The organism is Arthrobacter sp. ok362 (genome assembly GCF_900102785.1).
Classification (GTDB): Bacteria; Actinomycetota; Actinomycetes; order Actinomycetales; family Micrococcaceae; genus Arthrobacter.
Genome location: NZ_FNGC01000009.1, coordinates 221,645 through 241,809, shown reverse-complemented (window position 1 = coordinate 241,809; position 20,165 = coordinate 221,645). Strand labels below are relative to the sequence as shown.

At 68.5% G+C, this 20,165-nt stretch carries 17 protein-coding genes; 11 read left to right on the top strand and 6 right to left on the bottom strand.

The genetic code is table 11. The annotated features are described in order from the left end of the window. The 6 genes from BLQ10_RS13735 to dhaM all read left to right on the top strand — a co-directional run. The coding region (locus BLQ10_RS13735) for an AAA family ATPase (RefSeq protein ID WP_175558617.1) at positions 1 to 656 on the top strand (656 nt) is incomplete at its 5' end. A 157-nt stretch (positions 657 to 813) separates the two neighbouring features. After that, complete coding sequence (locus tag BLQ10_RS13730) at positions 814 to 2,931, top strand: S9 family peptidase (RefSeq protein WP_175558616.1); 2,118 nt, start codon at positions 814 to 816, stop codon at positions 2,929 to 2,931. Between the two features lie 72 nt (positions 2,932 to 3,003). Further along, complete coding sequence (locus BLQ10_RS13725) at positions 3,004 to 3,513, top strand: amino-acid N-acetyltransferase (protein WP_091562968.1); 510 nt, start codon at positions 3,004 to 3,006, stop codon at positions 3,511 to 3,513. Positions 3,514 to 4,134: 621 nt separating this feature from the next. Next, positions 4,135 to 5,136 (top strand): dihydroxyacetone kinase subunit DhaK, encoded by a 1,002-nt coding sequence (gene dhaK / locus BLQ10_RS13720; protein ID WP_091562967.1) that lies wholly within the window; start codon positions 4,135 to 4,137, stop codon positions 5,134 to 5,136. A gap of 2 nt (positions 5,137 to 5,138) precedes the next feature. Continuing rightward, complete coding sequence (gene dhaL / locus BLQ10_RS13715; protein ID WP_091562964.1) at positions 5,139 to 5,765, top strand: dihydroxyacetone kinase subunit DhaL; 627 nt, start codon at positions 5,139 to 5,141, stop codon at positions 5,763 to 5,765. Next, positions 5,762 to 6,433, top strand: a complete 672-nt coding sequence (gene dhaM, locus BLQ10_RS13710; protein WP_091562963.1) for a dihydroxyacetone kinase phosphoryl donor subunit DhaM — start codon at positions 5,762 to 5,764, stop codon at positions 6,431 to 6,433. The genes dhaL and dhaM overlap by 4 nt, the downstream gene beginning before the upstream one ends. Positions 6,434 to 6,460: 27 nt before the next feature. Here the strand turns inward: dhaM and BLQ10_RS13705 are convergent, their stop codons facing one another. Together BLQ10_RS13705 and BLQ10_RS13700 are read right to left on the bottom strand one after the other, a co-directional pair. After that, on the bottom strand, positions 6,461 to 6,958 hold the full coding sequence (locus BLQ10_RS13705; RefSeq protein ID WP_091562960.1) for a hypothetical protein: 498 nt from the start codon (positions 6,956 to 6,958) through the stop codon (positions 6,461 to 6,463). A 16-nt stretch (positions 6,959 to 6,974) separates the two neighbouring features. After that, positions 6,975 to 7,811 carry an HhH-GPD family protein gene (locus tag BLQ10_RS13700; RefSeq protein WP_302847320.1) on the bottom strand — a complete coding sequence of 279 codons (837 nt, stop codon included), beginning with the start codon at positions 7,809 to 7,811 and terminating at the stop codon, positions 6,975 to 6,977. Positions 7,812 to 8,215: 404 nt separating this feature from the next. Between BLQ10_RS13700 and BLQ10_RS13695 the strand changes: the two genes are divergently transcribed. After that, positions 8,216 to 8,797 (top strand): hypothetical protein, encoded by a 582-nt coding sequence (locus BLQ10_RS13695; protein ID WP_091562956.1) that lies wholly within the window; start codon positions 8,216 to 8,218, stop codon positions 8,795 to 8,797. A 141-nt stretch (positions 8,798 to 8,938) separates the two neighbouring features. Here the strand turns inward: BLQ10_RS13695 and disA are convergent, their stop codons facing one another. Further along, positions 8,939 to 10,015 (bottom strand): DNA integrity scanning diadenylate cyclase DisA, encoded by a 1,077-nt coding sequence (gene disA / locus BLQ10_RS13690; RefSeq protein WP_091562955.1) that lies wholly within the window; start codon positions 10,013 to 10,015, stop codon positions 8,939 to 8,941. Between the two features lie 331 nt (positions 10,016 to 10,346). On the opposite strand from disA, the gene BLQ10_RS13685 reads away from it, so the two are divergent. Then, positions 10,347 to 11,960, top strand: coding sequence for a peptide chain release factor 3 (locus BLQ10_RS13685; protein ID WP_091562952.1), 1,614 nt, complete (start codon positions 10,347 to 10,349; stop codon positions 11,958 to 11,960). A gap of 180 nt (positions 11,961 to 12,140) precedes the next feature. Then, positions 12,141 to 13,514 (top strand): protein kinase domain-containing protein, encoded by a 1,374-nt coding sequence (locus tag BLQ10_RS13680; RefSeq protein WP_091562949.1) that lies wholly within the window; start codon positions 12,141 to 12,143, stop codon positions 13,512 to 13,514. Between the two features lie 12 nt (positions 13,515 to 13,526). Here the strand turns inward: BLQ10_RS13680 and BLQ10_RS13675 are convergent, their stop codons facing one another. Then, positions 13,527 to 14,735, bottom strand: a complete 1,209-nt coding sequence (locus BLQ10_RS13675) for a PucR-like N-terminal domain-containing protein (protein WP_091562947.1) — start codon at positions 14,733 to 14,735, stop codon at positions 13,527 to 13,529. Between the two features lie 97 nt (positions 14,736 to 14,832). On the opposite strand from BLQ10_RS13675, the gene BLQ10_RS13670 reads away from it, so the two are divergent. Next, a complete protein-coding gene (locus BLQ10_RS13670) occupies positions 14,833 to 15,915 on the top strand; it encodes a ferredoxin reductase (RefSeq protein ID WP_091562945.1) in 1,083 nt (360 codons plus the stop codon). Between the two features lie 13 nt (positions 15,916 to 15,928). Next, complete coding sequence (locus BLQ10_RS13665; protein WP_254785552.1) at positions 15,929 to 17,158, top strand: fatty acid desaturase family protein; 1,230 nt, start codon at positions 15,929 to 15,931, stop codon at positions 17,156 to 17,158. A 121-nt stretch (positions 17,159 to 17,279) separates the two neighbouring features. Here BLQ10_RS13665 and BLQ10_RS13660 read toward each other — a convergent pair whose 3' ends face one another. After that, positions 17,280 to 17,915: a class I SAM-dependent methyltransferase gene (locus BLQ10_RS13660; protein WP_091562942.1), complete on the bottom strand. Its 636-nt coding sequence runs from the start codon at positions 17,913 to 17,915 to the stop codon at positions 17,280 to 17,282. Positions 17,916 to 17,931: 16 nt separating this feature from the next. Next, entirely contained in the window at positions 17,932 to 20,073 is a 2,142-nt protein-coding gene (locus BLQ10_RS13655; RefSeq protein WP_254785551.1) for a copper-translocating P-type ATPase, read from the bottom strand. Positions 20,074 to 20,165 lie beyond the last annotated feature (92 nt).

Below are 20,165 nucleotides of genomic sequence, written 5' to 3'. Positions count from 1 at the left end.
TCCGGCGCCGTCCGTTCTCTGTGGTCCTGTTCGATGAGGTGGAGAAGGCGCACGCCGATCTCTTCAACTCGCTGCTGCAGATCCTGGAAGACGGCCGCCTGACCGACTCCCAGGGCCGCGTGGTGGACTTCAAGAACACCGTGATCATCATGACCACGAACCTCGGCACCCGGGACATCTCCAAGAGTGTTGCCACCGGCTTCCAGTCCGGCACGGACACGCAGACCGGCTACAACCGGATGCGCGCCCGGGTCACTGAGGAGCTCAAGCAGCACTTCCGCCCCGAGTTCCTGAACCGTGTTGACGATGTTGTGGTCTTCCCGCAGCTGACCCAGGACGAGATCATCGAGATCGTGGACATGTTCGTTGGCCGCCTGGAGAAGCGCCTGAAGGACAAGGACATGGGCATCGAGCTCACGTCCGCGGCCAAGGTGCTCCTGGCGACCCGCGGCTACGACCCCGCCATGGGTGCCCGGCCGCTGCGCCGCACCATCCAGCGCGAGATCGAGGACCAGCTCTCCGAGAAGATCCTCTTCGGCGAGCTGCACTCCGGCGACATCGTGGTGGTGGATGTTGAGGGCGAGGGCGACGACGCGAAGTTCACCTTCGCAGGCAACGCCAAGCCGCGCATCCCGGAGATCGCCCCGAGCGTCTAAGCATCAAGACCAAAGGCCCCGCTGTTCTGAAAAGGACGGCGGGGCCTTTGGCGTTTGCCCCCGGCATCCAGCCCGATGCACCCCCGTATCTGAAAGCAGTGTTTCACTCTCAGTGAACTTTCTGTGATCGATGCCACATACGGTGTTGAATCGGTGCATGGCTGCCAAGGACTCAGAGACCCTGAGCGAACAACCCGAGACCCCCTTCCACGACCTGGACCACTACCTCGCCATCCCCAAAGTGAGCGGTTTGACGCTGAGCCCGGACGGCGCCCGGCTGGTCACCACTGTGGCGACACTCGGCGCGAAGGGCACCGAATACTGCACCGCGCTGTGGGAAGTGGACCCGGGCGGGATCAAACAGGCCCGCCGGATCACGCGCAGTGCCAAGGGGGAAGCCGGTGCGGTGTTTGCCGCCAACGGTGACCTCTACTTCACCTCGGCCCGACCCGATCCGGAGAGCCCCGAGGCCGACCCCGTCAACGCCCTCTGGATACTCCCGTCCGACGGCGGCGAAGCCCGGGTGGCCCTGTCCCGCGCCGGCGGAATCGGCGGCGTCCACGCCGCCAAGGACGCCGACACCGTGGTGGTCGCGGCCTCGGTGCTGGCTGGCTCCACGGACGAGGACAATGACGAAGAACGCCGCAAGGCGCGCAAGGACAACAAGGTCGCGGCCATCCTGCACACCGGCTACCCCGTCCGCTACTGGGACGCGGACCTGGGTCCGGCGCAGCCGCGGCTGTTCGCCGTCGAATCCGGAGGGCAGTTGGAGGCCGGTAAGCCGTCCACTGTCGACGCCGCGCCGCGGCTGTTGCTCCGCAACTTGACGCCGGACGCCGGCACCCGGCTCAGGGATGCTGAATCGGTGGTCAGCCCGGATGGCACGATGATTTACAGCAGCTTCGCGAAGCCCCTCGCTAATGCCGATACACGTTCCGTGCTGGTCGCCATCGACGTCGCCACCGGCACCCGGACGGTTCTGCTGGACACCGAAGGCCTAAGCTACTTCCCGGGCCCGGTCAGTCCGGACGGCCGGAGCCTGGTGGTGGTCAGCGAAAGCGACACCACGCCGCTGGCGGCCCCGCAGGTCAAGCTGCACCTCCTCGACGTCGCAGGCCCGGCAACAGGCGAGAGCGCGTTGACGCCGCTCGCCCATGACTGGGACCGCTGGGCCCGTCCCGCCGCGTGGCTGCCGGACGGATCGGCCCTGCTGGTCACCGCCGACGAGGACGGCGCATCGCCGGTATTCCGGATCGGTGTCGCCGGCGGCCAGGCTGGCCAGGTTCTCCGCCTGACGGACGACGCCGCCGCGTACACCGACGTCGTCGTCGCGCCGGACGGACGCAGCGCCTACGCCCTGCGCAGCTCCTACGAATTCCCCGCCGAACCTGTGCGGATCGACCTCGGCGGCGGCGGCGCCGTCCGCTTGCCCTCGCCCGCGGAGCGCCCGCACTTCATGGGGACGCTGGAGCGCGTGGAGACGACGGCGGCCGACGGCGCCCGTGTGCCCGCGTACCTGGCCCTGCCCGACGGCGCGTCCGCCGCGAGCCCGGCCCCGCTGCTGCTCTGGATCCACGGCGGGCCGCTGGGATCCTGGAATGCCTGGACTTGGCGCTGGAACCCGTGGCTGCTGGTGGCCCGCGGCTACGCGGTGCTGCTCCCGGACCCTGCCCTCTCCACCGGCTACGGCCAGGAGCACATCCAGCGCGGCTGGGGGGAATGGGGCAAGGCTCCGTTCACGGACCTGATGGCCATCACCGACGCCGTCGGGCAGCGCCCGGACATCGACGAGACGCGCACGGCCGCCATGGGCGGTTCCTTCGGCGGGTACATGGCCAACTGGGTGGCCGGGCAAACGGACCGGTTCAAGGCAATCGTCACGCACGCCAGCCTCTGGGCCCTCGACCAGTTCGGACCCACCACGGACGCCGCGCAGTACTGGCTCAAGGAGATGACGGCCGAGATGGCGTTGGAGAACTCCCCGCATCTGCACGTGGAAAACATCCGGACTCCCATGCTGGTGATCCATGGCGACAAGGACTACCGCGTGCCGATCGGCGAGGGGCTCCGGCTCTGGTACGAACTGCTCGCCAAGTCACAGCTGGCGGCCGACGGGAACGGCGAAACGGACCACCGTTTCCTGTACTTCCCGGACGAGAACCACTGGATCCTGCAGCCGCAGCACGCCAAGGTTTGGTACGGCGTGGTGGAGCACTTCCTGGCCCGGAACCTACTGGACAAGGACATTCCCGTCCCCGACGAGCTGGGTCTCTGACACCCCGGGCCCGGGTCCGGCCGCGAGTCGGCCGGCCCTGGGCACCCGTAAGATTGGGCTGTGACTGAGACCGTGACCGAGACGATCCGCATCCGCCCTGCCCGTACCGACGACGTTGGCGCCATCAAGACGCTCGTGGCGCCGCTGGCCGACCAGCGGATCCTCATGGCCAAAGAAACCGTGGCCTACTACGAAAGCCTGCAGGAATTCCGGATCGCCGAATCGGAAGACGGCGAGGTGATCGGCTGCGGTGCGCTGCACGTCATGTGGGAGGACCTCGCCGAGGTGCGCACCCTCGCGGCCTCGGATGCCTGGCGCCGCAAGGGCGTGGGCCACGCGCTGGTGGAGCGTCTGCTGGAGGATGCCCGCGCGCTGGGAGTCTCGCGCGTCTTCTGCCTGACGTTCGAAGTGGATTTCTTCAAGAAGCACGGCTTTGAAGTCATGGCAGACCAGACCGCGGTCGATCCCGTGGTGTATTCCGAGCTCCTGCGCTCGCATGACGAAGGCGTGGCCGAGTTCCTGGACCTGGCGCGGGTCAAGCCGAACACGCTGGGCAACACCAGGATGATCAAGGAGCTGTAGCGCCCGCCGGTTGTGCCCAGTCCGTGGATCGTCCGCCGGATTCCCGGTCGGCAACGGCAGCCGCCAGGAACCCGACGTCCGCCCGGGGCTTCCCTTCAATAAATTTGGTGGATAAACTGATCCCGGTCCAGGGGGTGGGCCACCATCCTTTCGGAGGCAAAAAATTGCATAAAGACGTGATTTTTCCCGAATTCTCCGCTTTCCACAGGACAATCGCCAGCGCTCCGGCAGTGCCGCCGGTCCAGCCGCTGGAAGCGCCACCGGCAGAATCCACCAATCGCTCCTCACCCGGCACGGGTGCTCCCGTGACGGGCCCAACCGCTGGCCCGACGCCTGCCGCAGCAGGGCCGCCGGCCGCGCCCCCCTCCCGTCAAGGCCGGCTCGCCGCGCCGCCGTTCTCATGGCTGGGCGTCGACGCCTGGCCGCACTTCCCGGCGTGGGCCGACAAGCAAGCCTGAAGCATCCGCAGGACCAGGGAACGCACCGCAACAACCCGCGGGCCCGGGATGCGCAGCCCCGTCAGGGAGCCGCCGGGCCGAGGCAATCGGGAGCCTACCGCCGGCAGTGCCCCGGTAGTAGGGTCTAAGCAAGCAGCCAGGACACCATCCAGGGAGCACCGCCATGAAGAAACTCATCAATGATCCCAAAGCCGTGGTCGACGAGTCGGTGGAAGGGTTCGGCCTTGCACATGCCGATCTCGTGACCGTCTTTCCGGACCCGAAGTACATCGTGCGCAAGGACGCCCCGGTGGCCGGGAAAGTCGGCCTCGTCTCCGGCGGCGGCAGCGGACACGAACCGTTGCACGGCGGCTATGTCGGGAAGGGCATGCTCGACGCCGCCGTTCCGGGCGCCGTGTTCACCTCGCCCACCCCGGACCAGATCCTGCCGGCAACGCTGGCCGTGAACTCGGGCGCCGGCGTCGTGCACATCGTGAAGAACTACACCGGTGACGTCCTGAACTTCGAAACCGCGGCCGAACTCGCGCAGGCAGAAGGCGTCGAGGTCCGCACTGTCCTGGTCAACGACGACGTCGCCGTGCAGGATTCGCTGTACACGGCCGGCCGCCGGGGCGTCGGCGGCACGGTCTTGGTCGAGAAGATCGCCGGTGCGGCCGCCGAACGCGGCGACAACCTGGACGCCGTAGCCGCGATCGGTGACCGCGTCAACCAGAACGTGCGCAGCATGGGCGTGGCATTGTCCGCCTGCACCGTTCCGCACGCGGGAGTCCCCAGCTTTGAGCTGGAGGAAAACGAGATCGAGATCGGGATCGGCATCCACGGCGAGCCGGGACGGCACAAAATTCCCATGGAAAACGCTGACGGCATCACCGACCGCCTCCTGGACCCGGTGGTCAGCGACCTCGGACTTAGCTCCGGGGACCAGGTGCTCTTGTTCGTCAACGGCATGGGCGGCACCCCGGCGAGCGAGCTGTACATCGTGTACCGCCGGGCCACGCAGAAACTGGCCGAGCAGGGCGTCACCGTGGCGCGCTCGCTGGTGGGCAACTACATCACATCCCTGGAAATGCAGGGCTGCTCCATCACTGTCCTGCGCCTCGATGACGAAATGACGTCGCTCTGGGACGCTCCCGTGCACACTCCGGCCCTCCGCTGGGGCGTCTGACCGTGGGGCTGGATGTCGGCTGGGCCGTGCGCTGGCTGACCTTGTCAGCGCAGGCCATGGCGGAGCACCGGGTGGAGCTGATCGAGCTGGACCGGCCGATCGGGGACTCGGACCACGGTGAGAACATGGACCGCGGCTTCCAAGCCGTCATGAGCAAGCTCGCCGAGGCGCCGCCGGATACCCCGGGCGCGGCCCTGAAACTGACGGCGATGACGCTGATGTCGAAGGTCGGCGGGGCGGCCGGCCCGCTGTACGGCACCGCGTTCCTGCGCGCCGCCACGGCGCTCGGTGACACCGCCGACGTCGACGCCGCCACCCTGGCTGCCGCGCTGCAGGCCGCCCGCGACGGGATCGTCGTCCGCGGAAAGGCCGAATCCGGAGACAAGACCATGGTGGACGCCTGGACGCCCGCGATCGAGGCGGCCGCAGCCGCGGCTGGCGACGGCGACGTCCGGAAGGTGCTGCTTGCCGCGGCGGAGGCCGCAGAGGCCGGCGCCGTGTCCACGGATCCGATGCTCGCCCGCAAGGGCCGCGCCAGCTACCTGGGGGAGCGCAGCATCGGCCACCGCGACCCGGGAGCGGTCTCCAGCGCGCTGATCCTGCGCGCCGCCGCCGGAGCGACCGAATGACAGTCCGGCTGGTGGTTGTCTCGCACAGCGCCAAGATCGCGGACGGCGCCGCCGAGCTCGCCGCCCAGATGGCCCCCGACGTCCTGATCCTCCCCGCCGGTGGCACCGACGACGGCCGCATCGGCACGAGCCTGGAGAAGGTCATGGCGGCCCTGGAGCAGGCCGCCGGTGACGGGGTGGTGGTGCTCGCCGACCTCGGATCCGCGGTGATGACGGCCGAGTCCGCAGCGGAGTTCGCAGCGGATCCGGGATCGGTGCTGATCGCGGACGCCCCCTTGGTGGAAGGACTGGTGGCGGCCGCGGTGGCTGCCCAGGCGGGAGCCGAAGCGGCGGCGGTGAAGGACGCGGCCGAGGCCGTCTACCGGCCCCCGGCCCACCCCGCGGAGGCCGAGCATGTGCACCAGCAGCCGCCGGACGCCACGGGGGACTTCGAACTCGTCAACCGGGCCGGCATGCATGCCCGGCCGGCTGCGAAGATTGCGGGCGGCCTGTCTGCCATGGACGCCGATGTGACTGTCAACGGCGCCGATGGTGCCTCCATGACGGAGCTCATGATGTTGGCCGCCGGCAAGGGAACCGTCCTGCATGTGGAGGCCAGCGGCCCGGATGCCGCCAAGGCGGTCGGCTATCTGGAGCGCCTGGTCGGCTCGGGGTTCGGAGAACCGTAGGCGGAACCCTGGAATTCGGAGGCGCGGCTAGGGTGCCTGCCGAAGGCCCGCCGCGTCGAGTACCACGCCGGCCGTGTTGAAGGCTCCGCACTGCTCCCCAAACGGGTGCACCACCCGGGGTGTGAAGGCCACGGTCCGTTTCGGTAGCGGGTTCCCGGCGGCATCCGTGCCCGTGGCCGTCACCTCGACGCTGCTGGCGGTCAATGGCTCCATCATCAGCATGCCGGTCAGGGTGCCGTCGGGGGAGGAGGTTGCCGAGCAGACGCCGTCGCCGCCTGAGGGGGCAGGTTCACAGCCCTGGTCCACGGCGACGCTCCCAGGTACGAGTTGGAGGTCTGCCTCTTTGCAGCGGCCGTCCTGGCAGACCTTGAGATGGACGGTTTTCACTGTTGGGGCGTACTCCCGGGCGACGGTGAGCGTCACAAGCGGCGCCTGGGCGATCGCCGGACAAATGGTCTCGGCCCGGCATGAGGACGCCAGGACGGCGGTGAGGGCCAGCGCGGCCGCAGCCGCCAGCTTGCGCATCCTCCAGCGTAGATCCTCAGCCCGGGAGCCGGAAGCCGCCCCGGTGCAGTTCCGCGAGGCCGTCGCCCAGCAGGCCGGCCAGCGCCCGTTCCAGCTGCTCGGGCGCCGCGTTGAGCCGGTGCAGGGCCGTGAGCGGGATCGCGATTCCGTGCGGTTCGAAGCCCAGGTCCGCGGGAGCGTGGTGGAACAGCGCCGGCGCCACAGGGTCCTCGGCTACCCGCAGGACGGCCATCACGGCGCCGCGCACCTGCCGGTCCGTGCCGTGCCAGGCCTGTCCCTTGGGCGTGTACGTCGGCGCCGGCTCGCCGGCCGCCAGCCAGGCGCAGGACTCCCGGACAGGGCACTGGCCGCATTTGGGGGCCCGCGCTGTGCAGACCAGGGCGCCGAGTTCCATGACGGCGGCGTTCCAGCGCACCGAGGCGCCAGTGTCGTCGGGGAGCAGGGACGCCGCCAGCCGCATTTCGGCCGCTGTCAGGGCCTGCGCCGGCAGGGCCGACCCGGAGACCAGCCGCGCGTGGACCCGGCGGATGTTGGTGTCCACCACCGTTTCGCGGCGCCCATAGGCGAACGCCGCTACGGCCGCCGCCGTGTAGCTGCCCACGCCGGGGAGTTCCAGGAGCTCGGTGTAGGAGCCAGGGACGGCACCGCCGTGGCTGTCCGTGATCGCCACGGCGGCCGCGTGCAGTCGCAGGGCACGGCGGGGATACCCCAGCCGGCCCCAGGACCGGACGGCTTCCCCGGCGGGTTCGCCGGCCAGGGCGGACGGTTCGGGCCAGCGGCGCAGCCATTCCTCCCAGACCGGCAGGACCCGGACCACCGGCGTCTGCTGGAGCATGACCTCGCTGACCAGCACGCCCCAGGGTGTGCACTCCGCAGCCCGCCACGGCAGTTCCCTTGCATTGGATGCGAACCAGTCGTCCAGGGCGGCATGGAGCGCGGGTAGATCCGCTGCGCGGGCGCGCGGCCCGGCGGGCAGGTGTTCCCGCTGTGCCGCGGCGGATATTGGGGGCGTTGGGGTTAAAGTTTCGATCCATTCAGCGTAATAGATCGGGGTAAAGGATCGGGACGGCGGCAGGTCCCGCGGCGTGGTCGGGCGCCATCGCCCGCGCAGTTCTCTAGGCTAGAAGAATGGTCAGGCAAGGCAGTTCAGGAACGGGCGGTTCGCGGCCGAAAGGGTCGCCCCCAGGACGAACCGGACGGAAGCCCGGGCGGCCCCCGCTCCACCCGGTTTACCGCCGTCGCCGGCTGTTTGCCGGCGTGGTTCTGCTGGTCGTTCTCGCCGTGGCCTTCGGCGGCTTTGTCGCGGTCTCGAGTGCCATGAGCGGCGGCCAGCCTTCCGGCGACCAGCCATCCGCAGCGGCGCCGGCGAGCCAGCCGACTGCGTCCGCGTCGGGGAGCCCCACGGCGTCCCGGGATCCTTCGGCCTCACCCACGGCCACATCGGGCGATGGCTGCGAGCAGAATCTGGTGACCGTCACGGCTGCCACCGACAAACAGGACTATGCCGCCGGTGAGAAGCCGCTGCTAAGCCTCACGGTGACCAACAACAACAAGGTGCCCTGCGAGATCAACATCGGGACCTCGCAGATGGAGTACATGATCACCAGCGGCTCGGACCGGATCTTCTCCTCCAAGGACTGCCAGGCGGAGAGCACGGACCTGACCAAGACCATTGCTCCGGGCAAGAGCGAGACCGCGAACTTCCCGTGGCAGCGCAACCGCACGGTGCAGGGCTGCACACCCGTCGACGCCAAGCCCGGAGCCGGCGGGGCCTACTATGTCTTCACCGCCCGGCTGGCGAACAAAACCAGTCCCAAGGCCGTGTTCCAACTCAACTAATCCCCATTACCCCGTCGAGTGTTACGTGGGTGCCCTTTGGGCCCTCAAAGGGCATCTGGGCCCACGCCGGCAGGGTTCCCTGGCCGAGCTTGCGAGGCGAGGGGGCCGGTGGGGAGCACTGGACGGGGTTTGGGGGAGGGGTTAGAGGAAGCGGTCCAGCAGGCTGGCCTCGGCCATGCGGCTCAGGCCTTCCCTGACGGTCCTGGCGCGCTGGTCGCCGATCCCGTCCACGGTCATGAGGTCATCGATCGTTGCCGCCATCAGGAACTGCAGGCCGCCAAAGTGGTCGACGAGCCGGTCGGCGACGGCCTTCGGCACGGCCTTGAGGCCGGAGAGCAGGCGGTAGCCGCTCGGCTGCACGACGGCGTCAAGGTTGGCCTCGCCGCCGGCGAAGCCGACGATCCCGGCGATCTTGCCCAGATCGATCAGCTCGGTTGGGCCCAGGCTGACGAGGGCCTTGACCGCGCTGTCGATGTCCTCCGCAGTTGCGGCCGGACCGGAGTAGTCGCGGATGATGACGTCGCTGCCCGGGCCGCGGCCCACGGTGAGCTCGTCCAGCTGCAGTGAGAGCAGGCGGCCGTCCTCGCCCAGTTCCAGGACATATTGGGAGATTTCCTCGGAGATCCTGCGCACCATTTCCTGGCGCTGAAGCGTGACGGCGACATCGCGGACCGTCACCATGGCCTCGATTTCCAGGGCGGAGAGTGAGCTGGTCACCTGGTCCAGGCGCGAACGGTAGCGTTCCAGGGTTGCCAGGGCCTGGTTGGCGCGGGCCAGGACCTTCTCGGAGCCCTCCAGGACGTGGCGCAACCCGTGCACGTACAGCGCGATGATCTGCATTGACTGGCTGACCGAAATGACCGGTACGCCAGTCTGGATGGCCACCCGTTCCGCGGTCCGGTGCCTGGTGCCCGATTCCTGCGTTTCGATGCTCGAGTCCGGGACGAGCTGGACCGCCGCTCGCAGGATGTTGCTGGCATCCTTATCGCAGACGATGGCACCGTCCATCTTCGCCAGTTCCCTCAGCCGGGTGGGGGAGAAATCGATGCCGATCTCGAAGCCGCCCGAACAGATGGACTCGATGGTCCTGTCAATGCCCAGCACGATCAGCGCGCCTGTCCGTCCGCGGAGGATGCGTTCCAGGCCGTCGCGAAGGGCGGTGCCCGGTGCCACCCTGGCCAGGGTCGCCTTCAGCGCATCTTCAGGGCTCCGAGCCATAGATTTCCCTTCAAAGGTGCAGGCGAGAGCCTGCAAGTGCGCCGGTTTCCAGGGTCCCCCGGCAGGATCAAAAGTACTCAGTTCCCCGCTCTCCCCATGATAGGGGTAAAGCACAGCCACTTCCGCACAGGCAAGCCTTAAAGTGGTCCATCGCGGCGTGCCGCCGGGAGCCTCCGGAACGGCTGTCCCGGGTCCCGTCCGCGAAGGCATTTTGGCGCTGAATGGCCCCCGCTTCGTGCGCGGTCCGCGGCCTGCGATAAACTTGGACCCTTGGGTGTACCGCGGGCTCTCCGCGCCGTGACCCGTCCACAGCCGCAGCGAAAGTAGCATCGTGTCTCAAGAAGTCCTCAGCCCCGCCCGAGTCCAGGAGATTCACAAGCAGGCGGCCCGGCGCCGGACTTTCGCGGTCATTTCGCACCCCGACGCCGGCAAATCCACCCTGACGGAGGCCCTCGCGCTGCACGCAAAGGTGATCGGCACTGCCGGCGCCTCCAGCGGCAAGGCCAACCGCAAGGAGACAGTCTCGGACTGGATGCAGATGGAAAAGGACCGCGGCATCTCCATCAGCTCCGCCGCGCTGCAGTTCGGCTACCGGGACACGGTCATCAACCTCCTGGACACCCCGGGCCACGCGGACTTCTCCGAGGACACCTACCGCGTGCTCGCGGCCGTGGACTGCGCCGTCATGCTGGTCGACGCCGCGAAGGGCCTGGAAACCCAGACAATGAAGCTTTTCGAGGTCTGCAAGCAGCGCAACCTGCCCATCATCACGGTCATCAACAAGTGGGACCGGCCCGGCCTTGACGCCTTGGCCCTCATGGACGAGATCACCGAGCGCACCGGACTGCAGCCCATGCCGCTGACCTGGGCCGTGGGCATCTCCGGCGACTTCCGCGGCGTCTGGGACCTGCGCAATGACCGGTTCGCGCAGTTCAAGCGCAACAACTCCGGCGCCAACATCGCCCTCACCGAGTACTTCACCCCGGACGAGGCCGCGGCCAGCCAGGGCGAGGACTGGTCCAATGCCGTGGACGAGGCCGGGCTGGTCATCGAATCCAACCTGGCGTTCGACGTCGAGGCCTTCCACGCCGGCAAGGCGACGCCGATCCTCTTCAGCTCAGCCGCGCTGAACTTCGGTGTGAAGGAAATCCTCGACGCCCTCGTCGACTTTGCCCCGCCCGCTGCCCCGCGGCCCGACGTCGAAGGTGAGCCCCGCCCGGTCGATGCCCCGTTCGCCGGATTCGTCTTCAAAGTCCAGGCGGGCATGAACAAGGCCCATCGTGACCACGTTGCCTTCATCCGGGTCTGCTCCGGCATGTTCGAGCGCGGCATGGTGGTTACCCAGACGCGGACAGGGAAATCCTTCGCCACCAAGTACGCCCAGCAGGTCTTCGGCCGCGAACGCGAGGTGATCGACGAGGCATTCCCGGGCGATGTGGTTGGCCTCGTGAACGCCTCCTCCCTCCGCGTGGGGGACAGCCTGTTCCTGGACCAGCCCGTGGAGTTCCCCGCGATCCCGCTATTCGCCCCGGAACACTTCCAGGTGGCGCGCTCCAAGGACCCGAGCCGGTTCAAGCAGTTCCGCCGCGGCATCGAACAACTCGAGCACGAGGGCGTCATCCAGGTGCTCCGCTCCGACATCCGCGGTGACCAGGCGCCCGTTCTTGCCGCCGTCGGCCCCATGCAGTTCGAAGTGGTCGAGGACCGCATGGCGCACGACTTCAGCGCCCCCATGCGGCTGGAACGACTCCCGTATTCCATGGCCCGGATCTCGACCGCGGACGCCATGCCGGCGCTGGCCAACGTCCCCGGCGCCGAAGTCCTGTTGCGCTCCGACGGGGAATACCTGGCCCTGTTCAACGACGTCTGGGCCCTGCGCCGGATCGAAAAGAACCACCCTGACCTCACCTTGGTGCCGATCGGGACCCACAACCCCGCAAAATAGCGCCAAGGCCCCGGACGAAAGACCCCCGGGACCCCGGGAGGTCTCCGAAATCCGGTTTCCGCGCTATCATAAGTAAGCTTGCTTTTTATGCGGGTGCCGGGACAGGCTTCCGGCTTCGGACTGATCCGCCCGATTCCAGCGGCGGCCCCACTAGAGGGACCACGTAGACCTTTGACAACCATGGACCCCGGTTTCCTGCTCAGCGGGCGCTACCGGATCGAAGAACTCATTGGCCGGGGCAGCCAATCGAGTGTGTACCGTGCCACGGACGAGGTCCTGGGACGCGAAGTGGCAGTCAAGCTTTTCCGCGACGGCGTCGTGTACGAAAATGAAGCGGACGAAGAGCGGACCCGCAGGCAAAGCGAGGAAGTGCGGATCCTGGCAGGGATGGCCCACCACGCCCTCGTGACACTGTTCGACGCCGGGACAGACCTGAGTGACCCGACCCGCCGGCGCAGCTACCTGGTGATGGAACTCGTCCGCGGCCCCGACCTCCGTCGCCGCTCGGCCGAGGGCCCGCTGTCGGCGGCCCACATGGCGCTGATCGGACACGATGTCGCCGACGGACTGGCGCACATCCACCACCACGGCATCATCCACCGGGACGTCAAGCCGGCCAACATCCTGCTCGTGGACTACAGCGCCGAGGACCATCGCCCACGCGCCAAACTCAGCGACTTCGGCGTGGCCATCACAATCCGCGAAGGCCACTGCGGCGACCCCGACGACAGCTCCGGCACCCCGGCCTACCTCAGCCCCGAACAGGCCGCCGGCGAACCCGCCGGCCCCGCCAGCGACGTCTATTCGCTGGGGCTGGTCCTGCTGGAAGGCCTGACGGGGAAGATGGCCTACCCCGGCGCGCCGGTCCAGTCCGCCTTGGCCCGGCTGCTCCAGGACCCGCACATCCCCGAAGAGCTCGCGCCCCTGTGGGTGGACCTGCTGACCTCTATGCTGGACAGGGATCCGGCGGCCCGCCCGCCGGCCAGGGAAGTGTCGCTGGCCCTGCGCCAGGAAGTCATCAATGGCACGGGACGCCGCCGCCGTGACCAGGCCGCGCTGCTGACCGATGAAGACGGGCGCATGCAGGCGGTCGAGCGGTACCAGATCCTCGACACCCCCGCGGATGGCGCCTTCGACCGGATCGCGGCGCTGGCCGCACGCATGTTCTCGGTGCCCGTGGCGATTGTCAGCGTTGTGGACCATGACCGCATCTGGTTCAAATCCCACCACGGCACGGACGTCACGGAGATCGGCCGGGACCCCGGGTTGTGCGCCTCCGCCATCCTGCAGGGCGATGCCTGGATTGTCCGGGACGCCATCAATGATCCCCGGACGCTGTCCAACCCTCTCGTAGCCGGCGAGTTCGGCCTACAGTTCTACGCCGGGGTGCCGCTGCGCACTCCGGACGGCTACAACCTGGGCACCTTGTGCATCCTGGACCGTGAGCCCCGCGAGTTCAGCGATGAGGACACTGCTGCGCTGGAGGACCTGGCGGCGCTCGTGATGCACGACCTGGAGCTGCGGCTGCACAGCCGGCGGGCGCTCGCCGGGTAGTCCGAGGCGCGCTTAGCGCCGGCCGGCGTGCAGAGCCAGTTCGAGTTCGAAGCGCGCCGTTGGATCCTCGAGGGCGTCGCCGAATAGCTCGCGCAGCTGCGCCGCCCGGTAGCCCACGGTCTGCGGGTGGATGCCGAGCTCGGCGGCTACGGGTGCCCGCTGGCCCCAGTGGCGCAACCAGGAGAGCAGGGTTTCTGCGAGCCGCTCGCGTTGCGCGGGCCGGAGCCCTTCCAGGGGCGCGAGCCGGCGGGTGGCCAGTTCGGTGATTGCCGAGGGTTCCGCTCCGAGAATCACCTGCGCCAGGTGCTCGTCGGCCCAGATCGGGGGATCGTCCGGCCCTTCGCGCGGAGGCAGTGCCGCGGCCGCCAGCACAGCCAGCCGGAGTGAATCCGGAACTCTCTCCCAGCCGCCGGACGGCCCCACGGAAGCTCCGCGCCCCTTCAGGGCACGGTCCAGGTCCTCCCGGGCGGACCGCGATTTCCGAGCCGGCACAAGCGCCACGACGTCGGTCTCGCGCTCAATCACAAGGGTGCCGGGACCGAGGCGCAGCCGCAGCCCGGCCGCCCGGTCAAGCGGAAGCGTCACCACCGCCATGCGCTGCGGCAGGGACCAGTCCGCCATCGCCGCCGTCTGGCGCAGGGCCGCCTCGTCGGCCTGGCCGAGCAGGAGCAGGTCCAGCAGTTCGGTGCGGCGCCGGTCCACCGCTCCGGCGCGTTCGGATTGTTCAAAGGCGTAGGCCTCGGCACTGACCGCGGACAGCTCATCGATGTACGCGAGGATTGATTCGCCCAGATCCACCACGACTCCCTGGCCCAGATGGTGTTCCACTGAGACCTTGGACATCTCCCGGAAGGTCACGCGGGCACCCATCCGGTAGGCGCTCAGGAGCGCGTCCATGCTCCGTCCCTGCCGGAACTCCCCGCTGCCCAGCCCCGCCACAAGCTCCCGGCTTTCCTCGGACAACGCCGGCAACCGGGTCCCGGGCAGTTGCAGGAACCGGTCCAGCGCAGCGGCCACGCCTCTCCTTAGGCCCCTGCCGAAGCGGCCTTCAATCGGCCTGGCATACGCCGGGACGAGCTGCGGGACGGCCTCGATGATGGCCTCGACTATGCCGGGCATCCTGGGACGCAGCATGTCGCTGACCTCCCGCGGCAGGGCCAGCCATGGCGGATCGTAGGCGGGGGCGGGGCCGGCGGGCCTCCGGGCGTGGGATGCGTTCATGGACAATCCGATGAGTTGTTGCGGCGGGATAGTTTTCTCGAGTCGATCGTATGCCTTGGGTGAAGAAGTATGACGCAATCTGACATAAGATTGGTGAATGATCCGGCTCCGTAAGCTGGCGCGCGCCGCATCTCTACTGACCACCCCCCTAGCTCCAGAAGACATTCTGTCGCTGTTCAATCCTGTGTTTTCCGCCCGCCAATTGCGCGGTGTGGTCACTAAGGTGGTTCCAGAAACGGCCGATTCCGCCACCATTTTCTTCCGTCCCGGCCGCGGCTGGCAAGCGCATCTTGCCGGCCAGTGGGCCCGTATTGGCGTCGAGCTCGACGGCGTCCGCCACTGGCGGTCGTATTCGCTCAGCGCCCCCGCCGGCCAGGACCCGGCAATCACCGTCACTGACATGGGGGCCGTCTCCGGGGCCCTGGTGCGCGGCACCAAACCCGGCGACGTCCTGTTCCTGGCGCCTCCGCAGGGCGACTTCGTCCTGCCCGAACACCCGCGCCCGCTGCTCATGCTCACAGCCGGCAGCGGAATCACGCCGGTGATGTCGATGATCCGCACCCTCGTCCCGCACCGCCCCGACTCCGACGTCGTCTTGATTCACACGGCCCGCACCGCCGCGGACACCATCTTCCACGAAGAACTTGCCGAGCTCGCCGACCAGTTCCCCAACTTGCGCGTCACGCACTGGTTCACCGGGGAGCACGGACGGTTGGACTTCACCTCTGCCGCCGACCTGGACCGGCTGTGCCCGGACTGGCGCCAGCGCGCCGCCTACGCGTGCGGCCCGGAAGGCTTCCTCAACGACGCCGAGGCGCTGTGGGAAGCCGAAGCCGAGGACGCCCAGCAGGCCGCGGCGGCCCGGGCGGGCACCCTGACGATCGAACGCTTCAGCACCAGCCTCGCCGGCGGCGCCGGGCACGACGGCGGACTGGTCACCTTCGAGGTCTCCGACCGCGAAATCGAAGCCGACGGCGACACCCCGCTGCTCGATGTCGGTGAGGACGCAGGCATCCTGATGCCCAGCGGCTGCCGCATGGGCATCTGCCACAGCTGCCTCATCCCGCTGCGGGCCGGCCATGTCCGTGACCTTCGTACGAACGAAGTGCACGGCGAGCCCGGCCAACTAATCCAGACGTGCGTGTCGGCAGCCGCCGGCCCCGTTAACCTCGACCTCTGAGGAGTATCACCGCATGACGACTGTTTCTAACAAACCGGATCTTTCCGACGCCGACACCCCCGTCGCAGACGGTACGGCAGACGGTTCAGCCGGCGCCTCCGCGGCAAAGGTGGGCACGGCCGCGAAGACGCGGCCCGGCGCCCTCGCCGAGACCGGCAGCCCGCTGCTGCGTCCGCCCGCGGCCGCCCACCTCTCGGACGAGCAGGTGGCGGAGCTGGGCCGCGAACTCGACGCCATCAAGGATGACATCCTCGCCAAGCGCGGATCCTCCGACGCCGCCTACATCCGCCGCATGATCAAGATCCAGCGCGGCCTGGAGCTCTCCGGCCGTGCCCTGCTCCTGGTCAGCAAGAAGAAGCCCGCCTGGATCGCCGGCACCACACTGCTGAGCTTCGCCAAGATCCTGGAAAACATGGAACTCGGGCACAACATCCTGCACGGCCAGTGGGACTGGATGCGGGACCCGGACATCCACTCCACCACGTGGGAATGGGACTTCGTCACCCCCGCGCGCTCCTGGCAGCACACCCACAACGACCTCCACCACCGCTGGACAAATGTGGTCGGTAAGGACAACGACATCGGATACAACCTGCTGCGGATGGATCCGGAGCAGGAATGGACGCCCTTCAACCTGGGCAATCCGCTCTACAACGCGCTGCTGGCACCGGTCTTCGAGTGGGGCATCGCGATCTACGACCTCGAGCTCGTGGACTACAAAGAGGGCCGGAAGTCCAAGGAAGCCCTGAACAAGGACCTGAAGGCCCTCGGCCGCAAGGCCCTGAAGCAGTTCACCAAGGACTACGCCGCCACGCCCGCCGTCGCAATGCTGACCGGTTCCGGCAAGCAGGCCCTCTACGGCACCCTCACCGCCAACGCTGTCCGCAACGTGTGGGCGCACGCGGTGATCTTCTGCGGCCACTTCCCCGAGGGCACTGACACCTTCACCGAGGAAATGGTCGAAGGCGAGACCCGCGGTGACTGGTATGTGCGGCAGATGATTGGCTCGGCCAACATCTCCGGTTCCAAGTTCATGCACCTCATGTCCGGCAACCTCTCGCACCAGATTGAGCACCACCTGTTCCCGGACCTGCCCTCGAACCGCTACGCGGAGGTGGCGCCGAAGGTGCAGGAGATCTGCAAGCGCTACGGCCTGCCGTACACCACGGGTCCGCTGCTGAAGCAGGTCGGCTCCACGTGGGCCAAGATCTTCAAGCTGGCCCTGCCTCCCAAGAAGGCCTAGCCGGCCCAGGCCCAACTTCCAGGCCCCACCGGCCGGGTTTGAATGATTGACCAGAGGGGCGTCTGCCATCGCGGCAGGCGCCCCTCTCTGTCGTACGTTGCTTTGCTTACCGGGGGTGGGTTCAGGACTTGCTCGCCACACCAAGCACGTGGGCCAGCCGCGGGTTGCCTGGCAGGACCGAAAAGCCGAAGCGCTCGAGCCCGTGCACGGTGAGGCCGGCCCGGAGGATCATGGCGGCGGTGTCACGGTTCGGGTGGCATCCGCCTGCCATCCGGCTCCACAGCGGTGCGACCAGGTCTTCGGCGGCCCCCAGCACGCGGTGTGTGGAGCGGACGTGCTCATAGAACAGCAGCAGGCCGCCGGGGCGCAGGACCCGGACCACTTCCGCCAGCGCGACGGACTGGTCCGCCACGCTGCACAGCACCAAACTGGAGACGACGACGTCGACCGAGGCGTCCGCCGCCGGCAGCGCCTCCGCCACGCCGTCTTTCACGCTGACAGGCACCGGAGCCGTGCTGGCGGCGGCGCGGGCCAGCCCCCGGAGGGTTGGGTCCGGTTCCAGGGCCAGCACACCGGACACCGCGGAAGGGTAGAACGGGAAGGTGGCCCCGTAGCCCGCCCCGATTTCGATGACGACGCCGTGCGCCGCCTCCACGAGCCGCCGGCGGTGCTCCGTTGCCCCGCGGGCGTCCATCCGCGGACCCACGCGGGCATAGGATCTCCCGAAGGATGACTCGCGGCGGCTGGTTTCCGGCATGGGGGCGTCCTTACAGTCAGCGGACCGCGGCCGGGTTGAGCTTGAGCCTGCGCAGCAACTGGGCGTTCAGGGCAACCACAATGGTCGACGCCGACATCATCACGGCGCCCGCGGCGGGGGAGAGGACGATCCCCGCGAAGGCGAGGACCCCGGCCGCCAGCGGCACCGAGATGATGTTGTAGCCGGTGGCCCACACGAGGTTTTGCCACATCTTCCGGTAGCTCGCCTTGGACAGATCGAGCATCGACAGCACGGCCCGCGGATCGTTGCCGGCCAGCACTACACCGGCAGATTCCACTGCCACGTCCGTGCCGCCGCCAATCGCGATCCCCACCTCCGCCCGTGCCAGCGCGGGGGAGTCGTTGACGCCGTCGCCCACCATGGCCACTTTCAGTCCGCGGCCCTGCAGTTCGGCCACCTTCTTGTCCTTGTCGGCGGGGAGGACCTCTGCGAACACTTCATCGATGGCGAGTTCGGCGGCGACGGCGTGCGCCACCTGCCGGGCGTCGCCGGTGACCATGGCCACCTTGATGCCGCGTGCCTGGAGGGCCTGGACGGCCTGGCGGGACTCGGGCCGCACGGCGTCCTCGAGGCTGACAGCGCCCAGGACCGTGCCGCCCTCCACGACGTGGAGCACCGCGGCGCCACGCTCCAGCCAGGCGCCGGTGGTGGCGGCCAAGGCCCGCGGCTCCTGCAAGCCCAGCTCCCGGAGCAGGGCCGGGCCGCCAACCTGGACCGTGCGGCCATCGACCGTGGCGCGGACTCCGCGGCCGGTCAGCGACGTGAAGCCGTCCGCCGTCGGAATCTTCACTCCCCGTTCCCGGGCGGCGGCAACGATCGAGCGGGCCAGGGGATGTTCGCTGTCCGCCTCCACGGCGGCCGCGAGTCCCAGCACTGCGTCTCGGCCGGCGGCTGGGCCCGTGCCTGCTGCGGTCGCTACCTCCTTGAGCTCCGGCTCGCCCCTGGTCAGGGTTCCGGTCTTGTCGAACAGCACGACATCGACAGTCCGCATGCGCTCCAGCGCCATCCGGTTCTTGATCAGGACGCCCGCCCGGGCCGCCCGCTCAGTGGAGATGGCGATGACGAGCGGGATGGCAAGGCCGAGGGCATGGGGGCAGGCGATCACGAGGACCGTCACGGTACGGGTGACGGCGTCGCTGACGCTGCCCATCAGGGTCCAGAAGATGAAGGTGAGGACGCCGGCGCCGGCGGCGAAGTAGAAGAGGAACGCCGCAGCCCTGTCGGCGAGGGCCTGGGCCCGGGAGGAGGATGCCTGCGCCTCGGCCACGAGGCGTCGGATTCCGGCCAGGGCGGTGTCCTCGCCGATCGCTGACACCCGGACCCGCACGGAATTGTCCGTGGCGATGGTGCCGGCAACCACGGGATCGCCGGGTGTTCGCAGGACGGTCTTCGATTCGCCGGTGATCATCGATTCGTCGAACTCGGCCCGGCCATCGCTGACCGTGCCGTCGGCCGGCATCCGGCCGCCGGGGCGGACCAGGATGGAGTCTCCGGCTCGGAGCTCGGAGACGCTGACAGTCTCCATGCCGTCGGCTGTAACGCGTTCCGCCTCGTCGGGCAGCAGCGCCGCGAGGGCGTCCAGTGCACCTTGGGCCGAGCCGAGGGCGCGCATCTCGATCCAGTGGCCCAGCAGCATGATGGGGACCAGCAGCGCCAGCTCCCACCAGAAGTCGAGGTCGAAGCCGCCGATGCCGAGGCTGGTCACCCACGAGGCGATGAAGGCGACGCTGATGGCCATGGCGATCAGCAGCATCATCCCCGGTTTGCGCGTCCGCAGTTCGTTGAGGCCGCCCGTGAGGAACGGCCGGCCGCCGTATAGGTAGATCGCCGTACCAAGCACGGGCGGAATCCAGGCGGAGCCGGGAAACGCGGGAGGCTCGTAGCCTAGGAGATCCGCGAACATGGGACTGAAGAAGACCACCGGAACGGCCAAGGCCAGTGTCAGCCAGAACCTGTCCCTGAACATGGCGACACTGTGCCCGGCATGCTGGCCCTGGCTGTGCACCATGTGGTCGTCGTGGTGCTGGGGGGCAGCGCCAGCTCCAGGCGGGCCGTGTGGCGGCCGCCCGCCGCGCTCCTCGTGCTGGTCGCTCAGCCGCTGGCCGCCGACGGGTTGATTGCTGTGCCGATGTTCCATGATGCGTGCTCCTGGGGAGATTCATTCATCGTCTGGCCGGGATGAGATCACCATACCCCCAGGGGGTATGCATGACAAGAGGTTTCGCCGGC